Origin of the sequence: Bradyrhizobium hipponense (genome assembly GCF_008123965.1) — a bacterium.
GTDB classification, from domain to species: Bacteria; Pseudomonadota; Alphaproteobacteria; order Rhizobiales; family Xanthobacteraceae; genus Bradyrhizobium; species Bradyrhizobium hipponense.
On record NZ_VSTH01000062.1, the window covers coordinates 23076 to 40020 of the forward strand.

Below are 16945 nucleotides of genomic sequence, written 5' to 3' on the forward strand. Positions count from 1 at the left end.
GCATTCCTCGCCGCTTGGCGACGCTAGCAGGTCTTCTGCTGCAAATGCTGCACGCATGTGCAGGTCGTCGTCGCCGGATATTTCACGTCATAGTAGGGAAAGCTCGACGTGGCCGGGCTGTTGGTCGAGCAGCGCGGGAACAGATAGTAGCTGTCGGTCAGCCTGACCGTACCGGCGATCGTGAAGCCGAGGTTGGGCGCGTAGTCGTAGGACACCTCGCTGAGGATGAGCGAGATATTGGCATTGCTGGTGCCGCCCGGGGCGGTAAAGGAGGACAAGGTCATCTGCTGACCGACAGCTCTCGCCCCCGACGTGCTCGTCGACTTGCTCCATTGCACCGTCGCGTTGCCCGAGGAGTCGGTCGACACTTCCGAAACCGTAATCGTCATCAAGGACGTGCTGCCGTTATTGACGGGATACGGAGCCATGATGGCGGTTGCTGCCGCGAGGATGCCGTCCATCTGGGTCGCAGTGACTGCCGTGTTCTGCGAGATCATGTCGGCGACACTGTGCGCGGTGGCGCTGACCTTGACGTTCATGGCGAGCCCGTTGCCGAGTTCGACGCCGCCGACATAGAGCACCAGCATGAAGGGGGTCACGATGGCGAACTCCGTCGCCGCAACGGCGCGAACATCGCTCAACAGGTCCCGGATGCGGGATGACAGGGCGCCGATCATCAGGAAGCTCCTGGCTCGTTCTGGAACGCGGCGGACGACATGATCAGCCGATTCCCATTGCCGAGGTTCGAGAGGTTGAAACCGAGCGGCCCCAGCACGACCGGCCAAACGTACATGACGCGGAGAACGACGATGTCGCCGGCATTGCCCGGATTGTACTGCCACGTGTTGGTGACATTGCCCGAGCCGTCGAAGGTCAGGGCGGGCGTAGCCGTGTTGGCGCTAGACCACGATGTTGCGACCTGCATATCGATCATCAGGCCGCTGCAACTGAACAGGATGACGATCTGATCGCAGACCTTCTGCTTGAAGGTCGCCTGCGTCAGTTGCGCGGACTGGACCTGCCCGGTCATGACGAGGCGCGCCGACTGGCGTACCACGGATTCAAGCATCTGCTGGGCAAAGAAGACCAGAAACGTCTGCATGAGCGCGATGACGAGAGCGAGGAACGGCGCCGCGACGAGAGCGAATTCGACGGCCGTAGCGCCCTTGCTGTCGCGAGCGAACGCAGCGCAGCGGTTGCGGCGCCTCTTCGTTGTTGCGTCTGATCCGAGCATGGCTCTTCCCCTATTGCACTAGGCTGGCCGTACTGGACGCAACCTTGAGGAACAGGTCCGTCAGTGCCTTGGAGATGTCGCCACCATTCTGAACGTTTGAGTAGAGGCCGGGCGACGCGCATGATTGCAGCCGCGTCGCGATCGTGCCGGTCGAAGAGGATGGGCTGTTGAACTGCGCGATGCGGGTGTTGTACCAGCTTTCGGTCGGCAGCGGCAGATACTCGGTGTAGAGGACCGCAATGCGAATGCCGCGGTTCTTGATCGTCGTGCAGATCGCCGTGTTGAGCGGTTGCTGGCATCGCAAGGTCGTCGAGTTCGCTGCCGGAAGCGCGTAGGTGGCATTGGGGTCGCAGGTGCCTCCCGTCTTCGGGATGAGCTTGTCCTCGACGCCGTCGGTGACGAGGAAGACCACCTCCTGCGGCGTATCGCCCGCCTGATTGGTGCCGGTGCCCGGCGTAGGCATCACGGCGTTGACGTCCGTCAGCCCCTTCGAGATATCCGTGCCGTAGTCGGTGGTGTAGACGCAGCCGCCCGAGCCGTTGAGAACGGGACAGTTCTGGTGGTCGACCGTCAGGAGCTGAATGTTGGGGATCTTCGTGGCCGCGGTGGCCGGGGTGGTCAGCGTCTGGATCGTGTTGAGGGCATAGTCGAAGGTGTAGATGGCAGCCTTGTAGGTCGTGTTGTTGAGCGCCGCCATGCACTGCATGACGCCGCCCGAAACGCCCGACTGCGGGCACGTCCAGGGTCCCTGCAGCAATTGCGTAACGGCGTTCGTCACGAGATCGATGCGCAGCACGATGTTGTTCGCACGCGCGACGGTGAGATTGTCCTTGTTCGTCGAGCTGGGATTTGCGTTGTTGGGATGCGCCTCATGGCAGGCAAACGCGCAATTCCTCGCATAGCTGGGCTGGGCCGTCGTGGCCGCGATCATTTTGTCGATATTGGCCTGCGTCGCAGCGATCGCCATCGACGGCGAATCGTCAAGCAGCAGATAGAAGTTCATGTTGGGCGCGCTCGACGCCTTCGCCGTCGCCGAGCCGTTGACCTGCCAGGTCTGCTTGCCGAGAACGCTGGGGAAATTGTTGATGGCCTCGGCGACGTAGGAGACCGTGATGCTCCGCGCGAGGCCGGAATCCGTGACGGTGATCGTCGGCGTCGGCACCGCCGACAGACCGGGAAGATTCGCCTTCGCTGCAAAGACGGCTGCCGCGGTCGCCTGGACTACGGTGGAGTCGGTCTGGGTCAGCATCGCCGGCCTCACGGCTGCAATTGCGGCCGCATCGGCGGCTGCGTTCAATTGCTCCCGCTTGCGCACGGCCTGCGTGTAGTCGAGCGTCATGCCGAGGAGAAAGATGATCGGAACCAACATGAGCGCGAAAATGACGGCGATGTTGGCCTTCCGATCTCTCGCGAAACGAAGCACTGCGCGGCGGAGCATATGACCTTCATCCTGATTGCCGTCGCTGCGGCAGAGACCATTCCCTGAACACTTGCGACCGGAGGAGATGGTCAGGTCTCGCCGCCGACCCCTCGCTCGTCACGGCGGAAATATGGCTATAGCCCCCTTAATCAACGCTTACGGGCAATCCATAAACATGGAGGCGACAGATTGAGATGTGTCATATTGAGAAGGCATCATTAACGCCAACTAAACGGGCTCGGCGAGAATGGCTGGCTGGAGGTAGGGCGGTGGCGCAAGCGGTGCGCGCCGGCGGCGATGGCCACCATGCGGGCGGACGCCGGAGGCATTGCCACAGGGTCACCGTCCCTGGGTTACGGCCTGATCGACATATTCGCGGGCGGGCCCGGCTTGCGCAGCGGCTCCGCAAGCCGTGCGAACTCGCACAAGAGCGACCGCGTCTTGCGGGGATCAATGATCTCCTCGATCCAGAACTTTTCGGCGGAGCGGAACGGCGAGCGAAGCTTGTTGAGGCGATCCTCGATTTCCTTCAGCTTGGCCGCCTTGTCCTCGGCCGCGTCGATATCGGCGCGGTAGGCGGCTTCGATGCCGCCTTCGAGCGGCAGCGAGCCCCAATAGGCCGACGGCCAGGCGTAACGGATCGAGAACCGGTCGGCCGGTTGATGCACCACGCCGGCAACGCCGAAGGCGTTGCGCAGGATCACCGTGCACCAGGGCACCGTGGTCTGGTTCACCGCCGCCATGGCGCGGACGCCGTGGCGGATGGTGGCCGCTTTCTCGGCGTCGAGGCCGATCATGAAGCCGGGGCAATCCATCAGATAGACGATCGGCAGATGGAAGGTCTCGGCGAAGTCGACCCAGCGCACCACCTTCTGGCAGGCATCCGCGGTCCAGGAGCCGCCGTAGTGAAAACTGTCGCTGGCGAGCAGCAGCACCGCCCTGCCCTCGAGCCGCGCCAGGCCAACGATGATCGGCTTGCCGAAATTGGACGCGACCTCGAAGAACGAGCCCTTATCGACGACGGCGTCGATGATGGGGCGCATCTTGTAGACCTGCTTGCGGTTGCGCGGCACCACGTTCATCAGCGCCTCTTCGGTGCGCTCCGGATTGTCGGCGCAGGGCAAGGTCGCCGGCAACTCGTAGACCGATGACGGCAGGTATGAGAGGAAGCGCCGCGCGCAGGCAAAGGCCTCCTCCTCGGTCTCGACGGCATGATCGATCGCACCGGCGCGGGTCTGGATATCGGCGCCGCCCAGTTCCTCCTTCGAGAGGTCCTGCCCCAGCGCCTTCACCACCGGAGGGCCTGCGACAAACATCGCGGACTTCCTGGTCATGACGGAATAGTGGCTGGCGGCAAGGCGCGCCGCGCCGAGGCCGGCGACCGACCCCAGTCCCAGCGCGACCACGGGCACGCGCGCCAGATTCTCCGTCGTGAAGCGGTACCAGCGCGTGCCGCCGATGCCGCCCGGAAGGTTCGCCGCGCCCTTGGTCTCGATGGTCTTGACCGAGCCGCCGCCGCCGGAGCCTTCGATGATGCGGACAACGGGCAGGCGGAAACCGTGCGCCATCTCCTCCGCCATCAGCGGCTTTGCCGAGATCGACGCATCAGCGGAGCCGCCGCGGACGGTGAAATCGTCGCCGACAACCACCACGGTGCGGCCCTCGATGCGCGCGCGGCCGAACACACAATTCGCCGGCGTCACGCTTTTGAGCTCGCCCGCTGGATCGTATTCGCCGACGCCGGAGACAGCACCGATCTCGTGAAAGCTGTCTTTGTCGATCAGTCTGTCGATACGCTCCCGAACAGTCAGCCGGCCCTGGTCATGCTGTCGCCTGACCTTGTCAACGCCGCCCATCTCCCGCGCGAAGCCCTCGCGCCGGGCGAGCTCGTCGAGTTCCGGCTTCCAGTTCATTCACTGCCTCCGAATTGATCGGCTTATTATTGTTATGCACGGCCATCGCGATCGGCTTGCGCGCGAGACGGTTGTTGAAGACGTCGCCTTCCGTGCCCTCAAGCAAGCTGCCGAGCGACCTGCCAAGCTCGATCATCAGCGGTGCGACTTCAGCATGCAGCCGCTGCTCGTCGTACATCGCGGAGAGAAGTCCGATCGTGATGACCACGAAGGTCTGGTATTGCGGTGACCAGATCGGCACCGCGAGCCCGTTGATGTGCGGGCTCCACAGGCCGCAGGCCACGACATAGCCGCGCTCGCGCAAGGACTGCCGGTTGGCCTCGATACGGGGCCGCAGGATCTTGGCAGCCTCGGGGGCTTCCCGTTCCATTTCCGCAATGAAGGCATCGCCGACCTCCGGCGCCATCGCCGCGGTGTAGGCCGCGCCCGCGGCGGTCGAGGCCATCGAGATGCGGCTGCCGGTGCCCTCGTGCAGGCCGAGTGCGGTCGCCGAGCGCGCGAACTGGAGATAGACCAGATGAAAGCGATCGGGCACGACGAAGCCGACCGTGCCCGGCAATTGCTCGGCGACTTCCTGGAGCCGCTGCCGGATCATGCTGCGCAGCTGCGCGCCCTTCATCATCGAGGCGCTCATCGCCACCGCACTTGGGCCGATGCGATATTTCTGGTCGCGCGGCAAATAGACCAGTTGGCCCATCCGCGTCAGCGTGTGCGTCAGCCGCGACACCGTCGAGCGCGGCAGGCCGCAGCGATTTGAAATTTCGAGATTGCCGAGCCGGGCCTCATGGCCCTCGAAGCATCGCAACACGTCGAACGCGCGCGAGACCACCTGGATCACATCACCTTCACCGGCATCGCCAGCGAGCGCACCTTGCCTACTCAACCGCTCTGAACGTCGTCCCATGTTCCCTACCAGTTGTTCCGCTGTGCGGAATTAAATTCCGCTTGCAGACGACGCTACCTCAGTCATTTTGCGACGACAACAAAAAGGCGATGGCATGCCAGAAATTAAGATCGTCACTGAAGTCGCGGGACGCATCTGCGCAACTCCCGTGCAAGTTGGAGGAACAGTGGCAGATGGCGACGAGATTGTGGTGGTCGAGGCGATGAAGATGGAGATACCGGTGTCCTCGCCCGCGGCCGGCACGGTCAAATCGCTGCTGGTGAAACTCGACGATGTCGTCGCCGAAGGCCAGGCCATCGCGATCGTTGCGAGTTAAGCGCGCACCGTTGCCGATTGTGGCCGGCGACAATCTGAAACACATGACATTGCGATGGTGCACGGCGTCTTGCGCTTGGGCGCCACCACGGATGGCCCATCGGACGCCAGCGGGTTGCGCGTGCCCTGATTGCGTTGCACAACAGCAGGCGATGAAACCGCTACCACCTTCGAGCTCCGCCTGGACCCGATCGAGACCGCCGTTGCTGCGGTTTCTGGACACTTGCCTCAACGAATTCTCAGCCGAGACCTCGGGCGCAGTCGCCGACTACATCCCCGAGCTGGGCAAGGCCGACCCTGCGTATTTCGGCATCAGCCTCGCGACGCTGGACGGCCATGTCTATGAGGTCGGCGACAGCCGGGTGCCCTTCACCATCCAGTCGATGTCGAAACCGTTCGTGTTCGCGCTGGCGCTCGACCTGCTCGGCGCAGGCAAGGTCGAGAGCGCGATCGGCGTCGAGCCGTCAGGCGATCCCTTCAACTCGATCCGGCTCAATTCCGAGAACCATCCTTTCAACCCGATGGTCAATGCCGGCGCGATCGCCTGCACCGGGCTGATCCAGGCGAGCAAGGGCGCTGACGCCTTCGAGCAGATCCGCCTCGCGCTCGGCCGGTTTGCGGGGCGCGATCTCGCCGTCGACGAAGCCGTCTATTCATCGGAAAGCCAGACCGGCGACCGCAACCGTGCCATCGCTTACCTGCTGAAGACCAATGCGGTGATCTCGGACAACGTTGCTGATGTGCTCGATGTCTATTTCCGGCAATGCGCGGTGCTGGTGACGGCGCGCGATATCGCGGTGATGGCGGCGACGCTCGCCAATCGCGGCGTCAACCCGGTCACCGGCGAGCAGGTGCTGACGCCCTACGCGATCTCGCGCACGCTGTCGGTGATGACGTCGTCGGGCATGTACGATTATGCCGGCGAATGGATCTACCGGATCGGCATCCCCGCCAAGAGCGGCGTCGGCGGCGGCATTCTCGCGGCCCTGCCCGCGCGCCTCGGGCTCGGCAGCTATTCGCCAAGACTCGACAAGCACGGCAACAGCGTGCGCGGCATCAAGGTCTGCGAAGCGCTATCCTCGCACTACGACCTGCACATGCTCAACCGCAGCGACGACGCCCGCAACGCGGTTATCGCCGACTACGACATCGGCAAGAGCCCGTCGCGGCGCGTGCGCCGGCCGCAGGAGCGCGAGATCCTGGCGGCCCATCAGCAGGAGGTGCGGGTGATCGAACTGGTCGGCACGCTGTCGCTTTCGGCGGTCGACTATGTCTCGCGCCGGCTGGCGGGCCGGCCGCGGCCGCAATTCGTGGTGTTCGACCTGCACCGCGTCACCTCCACCACGCGCGCCGGCGCACGGCTGGTGGCCGAAGCCTTCGAAGAGCTCGCAGCGCTGAACGTCACCGTGATCATCTCCGGCGTCAAGCGCGCCTCGAAGGAGTGGAACACGTTGCGGGAATGGACCGCCGAACTGAAGAATGTCCGCGACTTCTACCTGCTCGACACCGCGATCGAATGGGCGGAAGACCAGATCGTCTACCGCTATGGCGGCTCGATCGACTTTCACGAGACCACCGAGCTTGCCGAGCAGCCGTTACTTGCGGGGCTTGGCGACAACGAGCTGGCGGACCTCGCCTCGCTCTGCACCGTCCGCACCTATCAATCCGGCGCAAAGATCGTGGCGGCCGGCGATCCCGCCGATTCCCTGTTCTTCCTGCGCAGCGGCGCCGTGCATGTCACGCTGCCCGACGGCGTGCGGCTGGCGACACTGACTGCCGGCATGGCGTTTGGCGAGATGGCCTTGCTGGAAGCCACCCGCTCCGCCGATGTGTTCGCCGACATGGCAGCGACCGCATTCGAAGTGCCTCTCAAAGCCTTCGAGCGCTTCCGCAAGCAGCACCCGCATGCCAGCGAGCGCATCATGCGCAATCTGGCGCAGCTCCTGGCCGATCGCCTGATCGTCGCCAACGCCAAGGTGGATATTTTGACGTCGACGTGAGCTGGCCGGTACAGCTCAGCGGCTCGCCGCCTCGCTCAGCCGCCGGTTGATCCGCTGCGAGCTTGCCTTGAGCAATTCGGACGGCTTCTGGCCAGTCGCTGCGCACAGGCAGGCCCAGTAGTAGATGACATCGCCGAGCTCATTGACGAGACCCGCCTGATCGAGCCAGCCATCGCGCAACAGCTTCTTGATATGATCAGCGACCTCGCCGGCCTCACCGGCGAGGCCAAGACCGAGATAGGACAACCGCTCGTTCGACGGATGCTCATCGACTTTCGCAACGCCAGCGGCCCAGGCCGCATATTCATCGATCGTCATCGGCTTCTCTCGGCGTTTTCGGTTCAACCCACCACTTCCGCGACCGGCTGAAGATCTATCTCAAAAGTCTCCAGGAATTTCGAGGTCATGATGTAGAAGCCGACCGACAGTTGCAGCTCAACCAGTGCACCTGGAGTCAGTTTTGACGCGATCGCCTTGAAGGTGGCGTCCGTCGGCTTGTTCAGCTTCACGATCTCGTCGGTGAAAGCGAGTGCCGCGCGCTGCACCTCATTGAAGCAAGTCGCGGCCTGCCAGTTCTCGAGCGCTTCGTTCTGCGCGTCGGTGACGCCGACATTCTTGCCGATGCGCTTGTGCGCGACGATCTCGTATGGCGCCTCGCACAAAATGCCGGTGCGAGTGATCGCAAGCTCGCGCACGACCGGATCGAGCTCGCCCTTGTGACGGATGGCGCCGCCGAGCCGGCAGTACTGCTCAAAATAGCTCGGCGAATGCGCCATCATCCGGAAGATGTTGGCGTTGCGGTTCTTGTCGAGGATCTCGCGGGTGCGGTCGGAGGCCTTGGACGGGTCGCTGTAGTTGATGCGGGCCATGATTTTCCTGAAGATTTTCCCTAAGCCTTTGAGGCTTATTGTCGTTACCGGTATCGGTTCCCTGAAACTCTATTCGCGCGGGGACGCAGGAGCAACAACATCGAGTCAAAATGCCGCCGCATTGCTGATCGACCTTGGCACGGTCGATATTCGCTGCGTGGGGACACATCGCAGCGGATACTCGAAGTGGGGTGTTCCGAGTAACAAAATATGGCCGTCGCTTGCGCTCGCGCGCAACGATGAGTCGCGCCCAAGTCTAGGGAGAAAACGGCATGAGGGAAGCCACCAAGGGGGCAGCCTCGGGAGCGCTCGCGCACATGCTGGCGGTGACGGCGATGCTGGTCATCGCCAGCATCCTGTTCTACGGGCGTTAGTTGGATTTGCGTTAGCAAGAGCTTTCGTCATTCCGGGGTGGCTTTCGCACGAGCCAGGCCCAGAATCCCGTTCCAGGCTCGGTCCATTGTTGTTTTTGTTGGGACCGCCCCCGAATGACGAATCCTGCTACACGTCTGTGATGAAGCTCATGGGGTTCCCCCGCTGTCATTCCGGGGCGCGCCCGCTTGGGGCGCGAGCCCGGAATCCATTTATCCTCCGAACATGCCGAGCGATGGATCCTCAGATGCGCAATTGCGCATCGTAGCTCGCGACTTCGCCGCGCCCCGGAATGACGGATGAGAGAATCTTGGTCATTGCTTCTCCCCTACTCCGGCGCTGACCGCGTCACTCCGTCGCGAACCATCGCAGCAATTTCATCCGCGCGGTATCCGATCTCCTTCAGAATCTCCGCGCCGTGCTCGTTCAACTGCGGCGCCAGCCGGACCGGCTCGGCTTCGGTCTCCGACCACGTCGCCGTCACCTTCATGCTGCGGATCGGGCCTTCTGTGGGATGGTTCACGACCGGGAAGAAATTCGTCGCTTCGAGATGCTCGTCGTGCAGGATCGACGCGAGGTCGTGCATCGGCATCACCGGCACGTCGGCCTTGGTCAGCAGGTCGATCCACTCGGCCGTGGTGCGCGTCTCGAAGATGCGGGCGAGCTCGGCATAGACGACGTCGATATTGGTGGCGCGGCCGGCAAAGGTTGCGAATTTGGGATCGGCGCGAAGGTCGTCGCGTCCCGTCGCCTTGAAGAAGTTCTCCCACTGCTTGTCGTTGTAGACGATGACGCTGAGATAGCCGTCCGATGTCTTGTAGGGCCTGCGGTCGCGCGAGAGGTGGCGGGCATAGCCGCCCTTGTCGAGTGGCGGCTCATAGGTGAGCCCGCCCATGTGGTCGCCCATGACGAAGCCGGCCATGGTCTCGAACATCGGGATATCGACGCGCTGGCCGCGTCCGGTGCGATCGCGATGCACGAGGCTGGCGCAGATCGCGCCGACGGCGGTCAGGCCGACGATGCGGTCGACCAGCGCGTTCGGCACATAGCGCGGCACACCGTCGCCGGTCTGCGCCATCAACGTAGGGAGCGCGGTCGCGCCCTGGATCAGATCGTCATAGGCGGGTTTTGCGGCATAGGGCCCGTCCTGGCCGAAGCCGAACACGCCGGCATAGACGAGGCGCGGATTGATGTCGGAGACGACGTCGTAGCCGAGCTGAAGCCGCGCCATCGCCTGCGGACGGACGTTGTAGACAAGAACGTCCGCGTCCTTCAGCAGTCGCAGCACGGCCTCGCGGCCGGCCGGCTTCTTCAGATCGAGGCAGATCGAGCGCTTGCTGCGATTGGTGTTGAGGAACACCGGACCCATGCCGGCATGGGCGCATCGGGCCGATCAGGCGGGTGACGTCGCCGTCGAGCGATTCCACCTTGATGACATCAGCGCCGTAGTCGCCGAGCATCTGGGTCGCATAGGGCCCCATCAGCACGGTCGTCATGTCGATGACCTTGATGCCCTCTAGCGGCCCCATCGTTTGCTCTCGATTGCGCGGGCTCAAATCGGCCCGCGATCGGTCCAGCTAACGGCAGCGGCGCCTGCGGCGCAAGGGCGGGCGGGGTATGGCCCCATGCGCCGCGCGGTGAAACGGCCGCTATTTCTTCTGGCGGGATTCGCGGATCTTCAAGAGCCGATCGAGCTCGTCGTTCTGCTGATTGATGCGGTCGGCGATGCGCGCCTCGTTCTGCTCACCCGAAGCGGCGGCGGCCTGCTCGATTAGCTGGCGGATATTGTCCTCGAGGATCGCGATGCGATCATTGAGTTGGTCGAGTGAGAGTGTGTCGTCGCTCATGATGCATTCCTTGCAAATCGATCAGGAGCCGTAAGGTGGGCAAAGCCGAGCGCGCCCACCATGATCTGGCGCAAAGGCTGTAAGGTGGATTAGCCGGAGGCGTAATCCACTGCTTCTTTCTCCGCGGAAGCAGTCATGGTGGGTTACGCTTCGCTAACCCACCCTACAAGACTTACTTCAGCGGCTCCAGCACGGAGACGTAGTTTGCGACCGCGGCGCCGCCCATGTTGAAGATGCCGCCGAGGGTGGCGTTCTTGAGCTGCATGCCCTCGGGTGCCTGGCCCGCAAGCTGCATCGCCGTCATCACGTGCATGGAGACGCCGGTGGCGCCGATCGGGTGGCCCTTGGCCTTCAGACCGCCGGACGGATTGACCGGCAGCTTGCCGTCCTTGAGCGTCCAGCCTTCCTTGATGGCGCGGGCGCCCTGCCCCTTCGGCGTCAGCCCCATCGCTTCGTACTCGATCAGCTCGGCGACAGTGAAGCAGTCATGGGTCTCGACGAAGGAGAGGTCGGTGAGCGCCACGCCCGCCTTCTCGAGCGCGCGCTGCCAAGCGACCGTGCAGCCCTCGAACTGGAGGATGTCGCGCTTGGACATCGGCAGAAAATCCTGCGCGTGCGCAGTGGCGCGGAAGCCGATCGACTTGCTCATGCCCTTGGCGGTCTCGGCATCGGCCAGCACCAGGGCGGCAGCGCCGTCGGAGACCAGCGAGCAGTCGGTGCGCTTCAAAGGACCGGCGACGTAAGGATTCTTCTCACTCTCGGCACGACAGAACTCGAAGCCGAAATCCTTGCGCATCTGGGCGTAGGGATTGGCGACGCCGTTCTTGTGGTTCTTGGCCGCGATCAGCGCCAGCGCATCGGACTGGTCGCCGTATTTCTGGAAATAGGAGCTGGCGATCTTGCCGAACACTCCGGCGAAGCCGCCGACGGTGTCGCCGTCCTCCGGCAGATACGACGCCTTCAGAAGATTCTTGCCGATCTCGGCGCTCGGCGTTCGCGTCATCTGCTCGACGCCGACGACCAGCACGATCCTGGCCGCCCCTGCGGCGATCGCGCGAACCCCCTGGTGAACGGCGGCGGATCCCGTGGCGCAGGCGTTCTCGACACGGGTCGTCGGCTTGAAGCGCAGCTTCGGATCGGCCTGAAGCACCAGCGAGGCGGTAAAATCCTGCGGCGAGAAGCCGGCGTTGAAATGGCCGAGCACGATCTCGTCGACGTCGGAGGCGGAGATACCGGCATCGGCCATCGCCTCATTGGCAACGCGGGTCACGAGGCTTTCGACGGTTTCGGTGTCGAACTTGCCGAACGGCGTATGCGCCCATCCGACGATGCTGGCGGTCATGGTCATTCTCCCTAGGATCTCTTACTGACCTAAGTCTTAGCCCAAGGATGGCAAGACTTCACGCGGCTTTCAGGGCCTTCAGCGTGCGCTGGCAGATGGCAGTTATGCCGGCCCAGTTGCCGGCCCTGATCTCCGCGGCCGGGCACAGCCAGGAACCGCCGACCGCGACCACGTTGGGTTCGGCGAGCCAGCTCGCCGCATTGGCCTCGCCGATCCCGCCCGTGGGGCAGAACCGCACGTTCGGGAAGGGACCGCCGAGCGCGCGCAGGCCCTTGATGCCGCCGGCCTGCTCGGCCGGGAAGAATTTCGCGACGTCGAGGCCGTGGGCCAGCGCCATCATCAGCTCGGAGGCGGTAGCGATGCCCGGCGCGAACGGCAAGGCGCTGTCGGCCGCGGCCTTCAGCAGATCGGGGGTCAAACCGGGGCTGATGCCGAACTTGACGCCGAGCTTCTCGACACGGGCGAAGTCGGCCGGATTGAGGATCGTGCCGATGCCGACGTTGGCCTCGGGCACTTCAGCCATCATCGCCCTCGCCGCCTCGATCGCGACAGGGGTGCGCAGCGTCACTTCCAGCGTGCGGACGCCGCCGGCGACCAGCGCGCGCGCCAGCGGCACGGCATCCTGGATACGCTCGATGGTGAGAACGGGGATGACGGTCGCGTCCCGAAACAGCGCGACGAGGTGGTTTTGTTGGGCAGTCGTGGTCATCGTTTCGCTTCTTTACTTGGTCGCCTGGCGTGACGCCGCCGGCCGGTGGCGTTTCTTCGGCGGCATGGCATAGCCCGGAATGATGGCGCCGGGATAGCAGATCACGAGGCTGGCGAGCCGGTGTCCGGCCTGGGCGGCCTCGACCGGATCGGAACCGCCGAGCCGGGCCGCGATATAGGCCGCGGCAAAGCTGTCGCCGGCGGCGGTGGTGTCGGCCACGGGCCTGGTCATGGGTTCGGCATGCACCTTGCTCGTGCCGCCGGGAAAGCGCAGCAGGCTCACCGGCTCGGCGAGCCGGAACACCAGCTCCGGCGAGGGAATGCGCGCCATCAACTGCTCGTGGCTCTCGCCGGGATAGAGCGCGAGCAAATCCTCGGTCGAGGTCAGCACGATATCGGCCGCGGCGAAGGCCGCCGCAAAAACCTCGCGAGCGACGTCGCGATCGGGCCACCCGCGCGCGCGAAAATTGGTGTCGAACACGAAGCGCGTGCCGAGCAGGCGCGCACGCTTGATCGCCGCAAACAGACGCTCGCGCCCGGCCGGCTCGTAGATCGACAGCGTGATGGCGGAGAGATAGACGATGTCGTAGCTCATCAGCGAGTTGAGCAGCTCGTCCGTCTCCGGCAGATCCATCAGCCGGCGCGCCGCGGCGCTGTCGCGCCAGTGAAAGAACTGCCGCTCGCCGTTTGCATCCAGCTGGATCATGTAGAGGCCGGGCAGCTTCCCCGGTAGCCGCACGACGCGCCGGGTCCCGACCCCCTCCGCGGTCCAGGCCGCAATCATCTCATCGCTCAAGGCGTCATCGCCGAGCGCGGTGAAATAATCGACCTTGACCTCGAGCCGCGCGAGATAGACCGCCGTGTTGAGGGTGTCACCGCCAAATCCGCGCGAGTACAGGCCACCGCCCTGCCCTTGTCCGCTGCTAGACGGGCCAGCAGAATGCCCGCCCTGGGCCTGCCGGAGCTCGACCATGCATTCGCCGATGCAAGCAACGCTCGCCATCACTTTTACCCGCTCGGTCACAGATCAGGCGACGAAACTGCCGCCGAGCTCGTCTTCGATGTGAATGCGGATGATGTCGTCGAAGGACTTCTCGGCGGTGGTGAAGCCGAGCTCGAGCGCCCGCTTTGGGTTGAAATTACGCGGCCAGCCGCCGACGATGCCGACGATGAAGGGATCCGGCTCCCGTTTGATGCGGGCCGCGACCTTGTCGCCCGCGACCCGCCTCAACGCCGCGATCTGCTCGCCGACCGTGGCCGAGAGCCCCGGCATGGTCAGGTTGCGGCGCGGGCCGACCGCGGCGAGATCCATGGTGCCGGCATGGAGCAGGAAGCCGACGGCGGAACGCGGCGTCGCATGCCAGTGGCGGACGTCCTCGGAGACTGGCAGCACGACCTCCTTGCCGGCGAGCGGCTCACGCAGGATGCTGGAGAAGAAGCCCGATGCCGCCTTATTGGGCAGGCCGGGCCGGATGCAGATGGTCGGCAGGCGGATGCCGATGCCATCGAGGAAGCCGCGGCGCGAATAATCGGCGAGCAGCAGTTCGCCGATCGCCTTCTGGGTCCCGTAGCTGAGCAGCGGCGTGTGGAAGAACTCATCGCCGATCGCGTCCGGGAACGGCGCGCCGAACACCGCGATCGAGGAGGTGAAGACCACACGCGGCTTGTAACCGCCGCCTGCGAGCCTGACAGCATCGAGCAGCATCCGGGTGCCGTCGAGATTGATGCGGTAGCCCTTGTCGAAGTCGAGCTCGGCTTCTCCCGAGACGATCGCGGCGAGGTGGAAGATCACATCCGGGCGGCCGGCGATCAGTTTTTCAGCCGCACCTAGGACGGCAAAGTCGCCCGACACCGTCTCGACGGCAAAACCGGCCTTTTCCGGCTTCTTCGGCTCGACCACGTCGTGCATGGTCAGCTTGGTGATGTCGCTCTTGCCGAGACGGCCGTCGCGCAACAGCCGTTCACACAATTTGCGGCCGACCATGCCGGCGGCGCCCAGAACCAGAATGCGCAAGAGCCTACTCCTTATTGTTGGCCGGAACGCGCTAATTGGCCGGAACGCGCCGCTCCTGGCACGTTCGCTTCGGTTTCCCTTGGCGCGCTCTCAATGCCCCGTGCTTATTCCTTCACGGCGCCGGTCATCGCCGACACATAATGCTCCACGAAGAAGGCGTAAAGGATGACCAGCGGCAGCGAGCCGGCCAAGGCGCCTGCCATCAGCGAGCCCCAGCGGTAGATATCGCCATCCACGAACTCGTTGACGATCGCGACCGGCACCGTCTTGTTGCTGGTCGATTGCAGGAAGGTCAGCGCGTAGATGAACTCGTTCCAGCACAGCGTGAAGCAGAAGATGAAAGCCGAGATCAGCCCGGGGATCGCGAGCGGCAGCACGATCTTGATCAGGATCTGCCAGCGGCTTGCACCGTCGATCAACGCGCACTCCTCGAGCTCGAAGGGAATGGTCTTGAAATAGCCCATCAACAGCCAGGTCGAGAACGGGATCAGGATGGTGGGATAGGTCAGAATCAGGGCCATCGGCGAGTCGAACAGGCCGTACTGGAACACGACGGTGGCGAGCGGGATGAACAGGATCGAGGGCGGCACGAGATACGCGAGGAAGATCAGGCCGCCGACCAGATTGGCGCCCTTGTAGCGCAGCCGCACGATGGCATAGGCCGCAAGCACGCTCGCGATGATCGACAGCACGGTGGCGCACACCGCCACATACATCGTGTTCCAGAGCCAGTGCGGGTAATAGCTTTCAAAAAGCAGCTTGTGGAAGTGCTTGAACGTTGGGCTCCAGGTCCAGAACGGGCTGTAGGTCTCCATGTCGAGCAGTTGCTCGTCCGGTTTCACCGAGGTCAGCGCCATCCAGTAGAACGGAAACAGCAGGATCACGACGATGATCGTGAGCGGCAGATAGAGCGTCACGATCCGCCGCGGCACCGACTGCAGATAGCTCATGCCCTCGCTATGATCGGCCGTCGGCGAAGAGGCAGTCAGTACGGCTTTGAGATCGATGGATCTGGTGGGCAGGTCAGTCATTGCTTTCTCCCTGCTGCCATTTGCGGCGCTGCAAGCCGAACCAGGAGATCATGATGGCCGCGAGCAAGAAGGGAATCATGGCGCTGGAGATTGCGGCACCCTCCCCCAACTGTCCCGCGATGATCGCGCGCTGATAGGACAATGTCGCCATCAGATGCGTGGCGTTGACCGGACCGCCGCGGGTCATCGCCCAGATCAACTGGAAATCGGTGAAGGTGAACAGCACCGAGAAGGTCATCACGACTGCGATGATCGGGGTGAGAAGCGGATAGGTGATGTAGCGGAACCTCTGCCAGCTGGAGGCGCCGTCGAGGGTTGCGGCTTCGTAGAGCGACGGGGACACGGTCTGTAGCCCCGCGAGCAACGTGATCGCGACGAAAGGCACGCCGCGCCAGATATTGGCGAAGATCACGCAGATCCGCGCCCAGGTCGTGTCGCCGAGGAAGTTGATGTTCTGGCTGATCAGGCCGAGATGCTTCAGCGACCAGGAGATGATCGAGAACTGGGAATCGAAGATCCACCAGAAGGCCAGCGCCGACAGCACCGTCGGTACGATGAAGGGGATCAGGACCATCGCACGCAGCATCGCCTTGAACGGCATATTCTCGTTCAGGAGCAACGCAAGATACAGTCCGATCGCGAATTTGAGCGCGCTGGCGACGAAGGTATAGAGCAGCGTGTTGAACACCGACAGCCAAAAAATGGAATCATCCCAGAGCCACTCATAATTTTCCGTGGCGATGAAGTGCCCGACCCGACCGATACGGGTGTCGGTGAAGGACAGCCAGATGCCGAGCCCCAGCGGATAGGCCAGGAAGAAGATCAGGAACCCCATGGCCGGCAGCATGAACCAGAAACCGAGCCAATTGCGGTTGTGCCTGAGCTGCTCCCAGGCGGTCGCCTCGCGAAGTTGAGGCTTGGCTCGGGGGGCAACTGCGATATCAGCCATACCCGACATCCCTGATCGGAGTGCAAA

At 63.7% G+C, this 16945-nt stretch carries 16 protein-coding genes and 1 pseudogene; 2 read left to right on the plus strand and 15 right to left on the minus strand.

Annotation, left to right across the window (positions count from 1 at the left end; all coding sequences use genetic code 11):
- Nucleotides 1-23: 23 nt before the first annotated feature.
- The 5 genes from FXV83_RS20305 to FXV83_RS20325 form a co-directional block, all read right to left on the minus strand.
- The gene (locus FXV83_RS20305; RefSeq protein WP_148741176.1) at nucleotides 24-677 is read right to left on the minus strand and encodes a TadE/TadG family type IV pilus assembly protein; all 654 of its coding nucleotides are present in this window, start codon (nucleotides 675-677) and stop codon (nucleotides 24-26) included.
- The gene (locus FXV83_RS20310; RefSeq protein WP_148741177.1) at nucleotides 677-1234 is read right to left on the minus strand and encodes a TadE/TadG family type IV pilus assembly protein; all 558 of its coding nucleotides are present in this window, start codon (nucleotides 1232-1234) and stop codon (nucleotides 677-679) included. The genes FXV83_RS20305 and FXV83_RS20310 overlap by 1 nt, the downstream gene beginning before the upstream one ends.
- Nucleotides 1235-1244: 10 nt before the next feature.
- Nucleotides 1245-2672: a TadE/TadG family type IV pilus assembly protein gene (locus tag FXV83_RS20315; RefSeq protein WP_148741178.1), complete on the minus strand. Its 1428-nt coding sequence runs from the start codon at nucleotides 2670-2672 to the stop codon at nucleotides 1245-1247.
- Between the two features lie 335 nt (nucleotides 2673-3007).
- The gene (locus FXV83_RS20320; RefSeq protein WP_148741179.1) at nucleotides 3008-4567 is read right to left on the minus strand and encodes an acyl-CoA carboxylase subunit beta; all 1560 of its coding nucleotides are present in this window, start codon (nucleotides 4565-4567) and stop codon (nucleotides 3008-3010) included.
- Complete coding sequence (locus FXV83_RS20325) at nucleotides 4497-5471, minus strand: IclR family transcriptional regulator (protein ID WP_187436028.1); 975 nt, start codon at nucleotides 5469-5471, stop codon at nucleotides 4497-4499. Before FXV83_RS20325 ends, FXV83_RS20320 begins: the two co-directional genes overlap by 71 nt.
- A gap of 94 nt (nucleotides 5472-5565) precedes the next feature.
- Here FXV83_RS20325 and FXV83_RS20330 point away from each other — a divergent pair, with 94 nt between their 5' ends.
- Together FXV83_RS20330 and glsA are read left to right on the plus strand one after the other, a co-directional pair.
- Nucleotides 5566-5787, plus strand: a complete 222-nt coding sequence (locus FXV83_RS20330) for an acyl-CoA carboxylase biotin carboxyl carrier protein subunit (protein WP_148741181.1) — start codon at nucleotides 5566-5568, stop codon at nucleotides 5785-5787.
- A 151-nt stretch (nucleotides 5788-5938) separates the two neighbouring features.
- Entirely contained in the window at nucleotides 5939-7786 is a 1848-nt protein-coding gene (gene glsA, locus FXV83_RS20335; protein WP_148741182.1) for a glutaminase A, read from the plus strand.
- Between the two features lie 15 nt (nucleotides 7787-7801).
- Here glsA and FXV83_RS20340 read toward each other — a convergent pair whose 3' ends face one another.
- The 10 genes and pseudogenes from FXV83_RS20340 to FXV83_RS20385 form a co-directional block, all read right to left on the minus strand.
- Nucleotides 7802-8104, minus strand: a complete 303-nt coding sequence (locus FXV83_RS20340) for a nucleoside triphosphate pyrophosphohydrolase family protein (protein WP_148741183.1) — start codon at nucleotides 8102-8104, stop codon at nucleotides 7802-7804.
- A 23-nt stretch (nucleotides 8105-8127) separates the two neighbouring features.
- Nucleotides 8128-8655, minus strand: a complete 528-nt coding sequence (locus tag FXV83_RS20345; protein ID WP_148741184.1) for a carboxymuconolactone decarboxylase family protein — start codon at nucleotides 8653-8655, stop codon at nucleotides 8128-8130.
- A 700-nt stretch (nucleotides 8656-9355) separates the two neighbouring features.
- Nucleotides 9356-10556: pseudogene (locus FXV83_RS20350) on the minus strand (CaiB/BaiF CoA transferase family protein).
- A gap of 120 nt (nucleotides 10557-10676) precedes the next feature.
- On the minus strand, nucleotides 10677-10874 hold the full coding sequence (locus FXV83_RS20355) for a hypothetical protein (protein ID WP_148741185.1): 198 nt from the start codon (nucleotides 10872-10874) through the stop codon (nucleotides 10677-10679).
- Nucleotides 10875-11046: 172 nt separating this feature from the next.
- Nucleotides 11047-12216, minus strand: a complete 1170-nt coding sequence (locus FXV83_RS20360; RefSeq protein ID WP_148741186.1) for an acetyl-CoA acetyltransferase — start codon at nucleotides 12214-12216, stop codon at nucleotides 11047-11049.
- Between the two features lie 58 nt (nucleotides 12217-12274).
- A complete protein-coding gene (gene eda, locus FXV83_RS20365; RefSeq protein WP_148741187.1) occupies nucleotides 12275-12925 on the minus strand; it encodes a bifunctional 4-hydroxy-2-oxoglutarate aldolase/2-dehydro-3-deoxy-phosphogluconate aldolase in 651 nt (216 codons plus the stop codon).
- A 12-nt stretch (nucleotides 12926-12937) separates the two neighbouring features.
- Nucleotides 12938-13927, minus strand: coding sequence for a sugar kinase (locus FXV83_RS20370; protein WP_148741188.1), 990 nt, complete (start codon nucleotides 13925-13927; stop codon nucleotides 12938-12940).
- A 24-nt stretch (nucleotides 13928-13951) separates the two neighbouring features.
- Nucleotides 13952-14938 (minus strand): D-erythronate dehydrogenase, encoded by a 987-nt coding sequence (denD, locus tag FXV83_RS20375; protein WP_148741189.1) that lies wholly within the window; start codon nucleotides 14936-14938, stop codon nucleotides 13952-13954.
- A gap of 104 nt (nucleotides 14939-15042) precedes the next feature.
- A complete protein-coding gene (locus FXV83_RS20380) occupies nucleotides 15043-15969 on the minus strand; it encodes a carbohydrate ABC transporter permease (protein ID WP_148741190.1) in 927 nt (308 codons plus the stop codon).
- Nucleotides 15962-16918, minus strand: a complete 957-nt coding sequence (locus FXV83_RS20385; protein ID WP_148741191.1) for a carbohydrate ABC transporter permease — start codon at nucleotides 16916-16918, stop codon at nucleotides 15962-15964. The genes FXV83_RS20380 and FXV83_RS20385 overlap by 8 nt, the downstream gene beginning before the upstream one ends.
- Nucleotides 16919-16945: the final 27 nt, after the last annotated feature.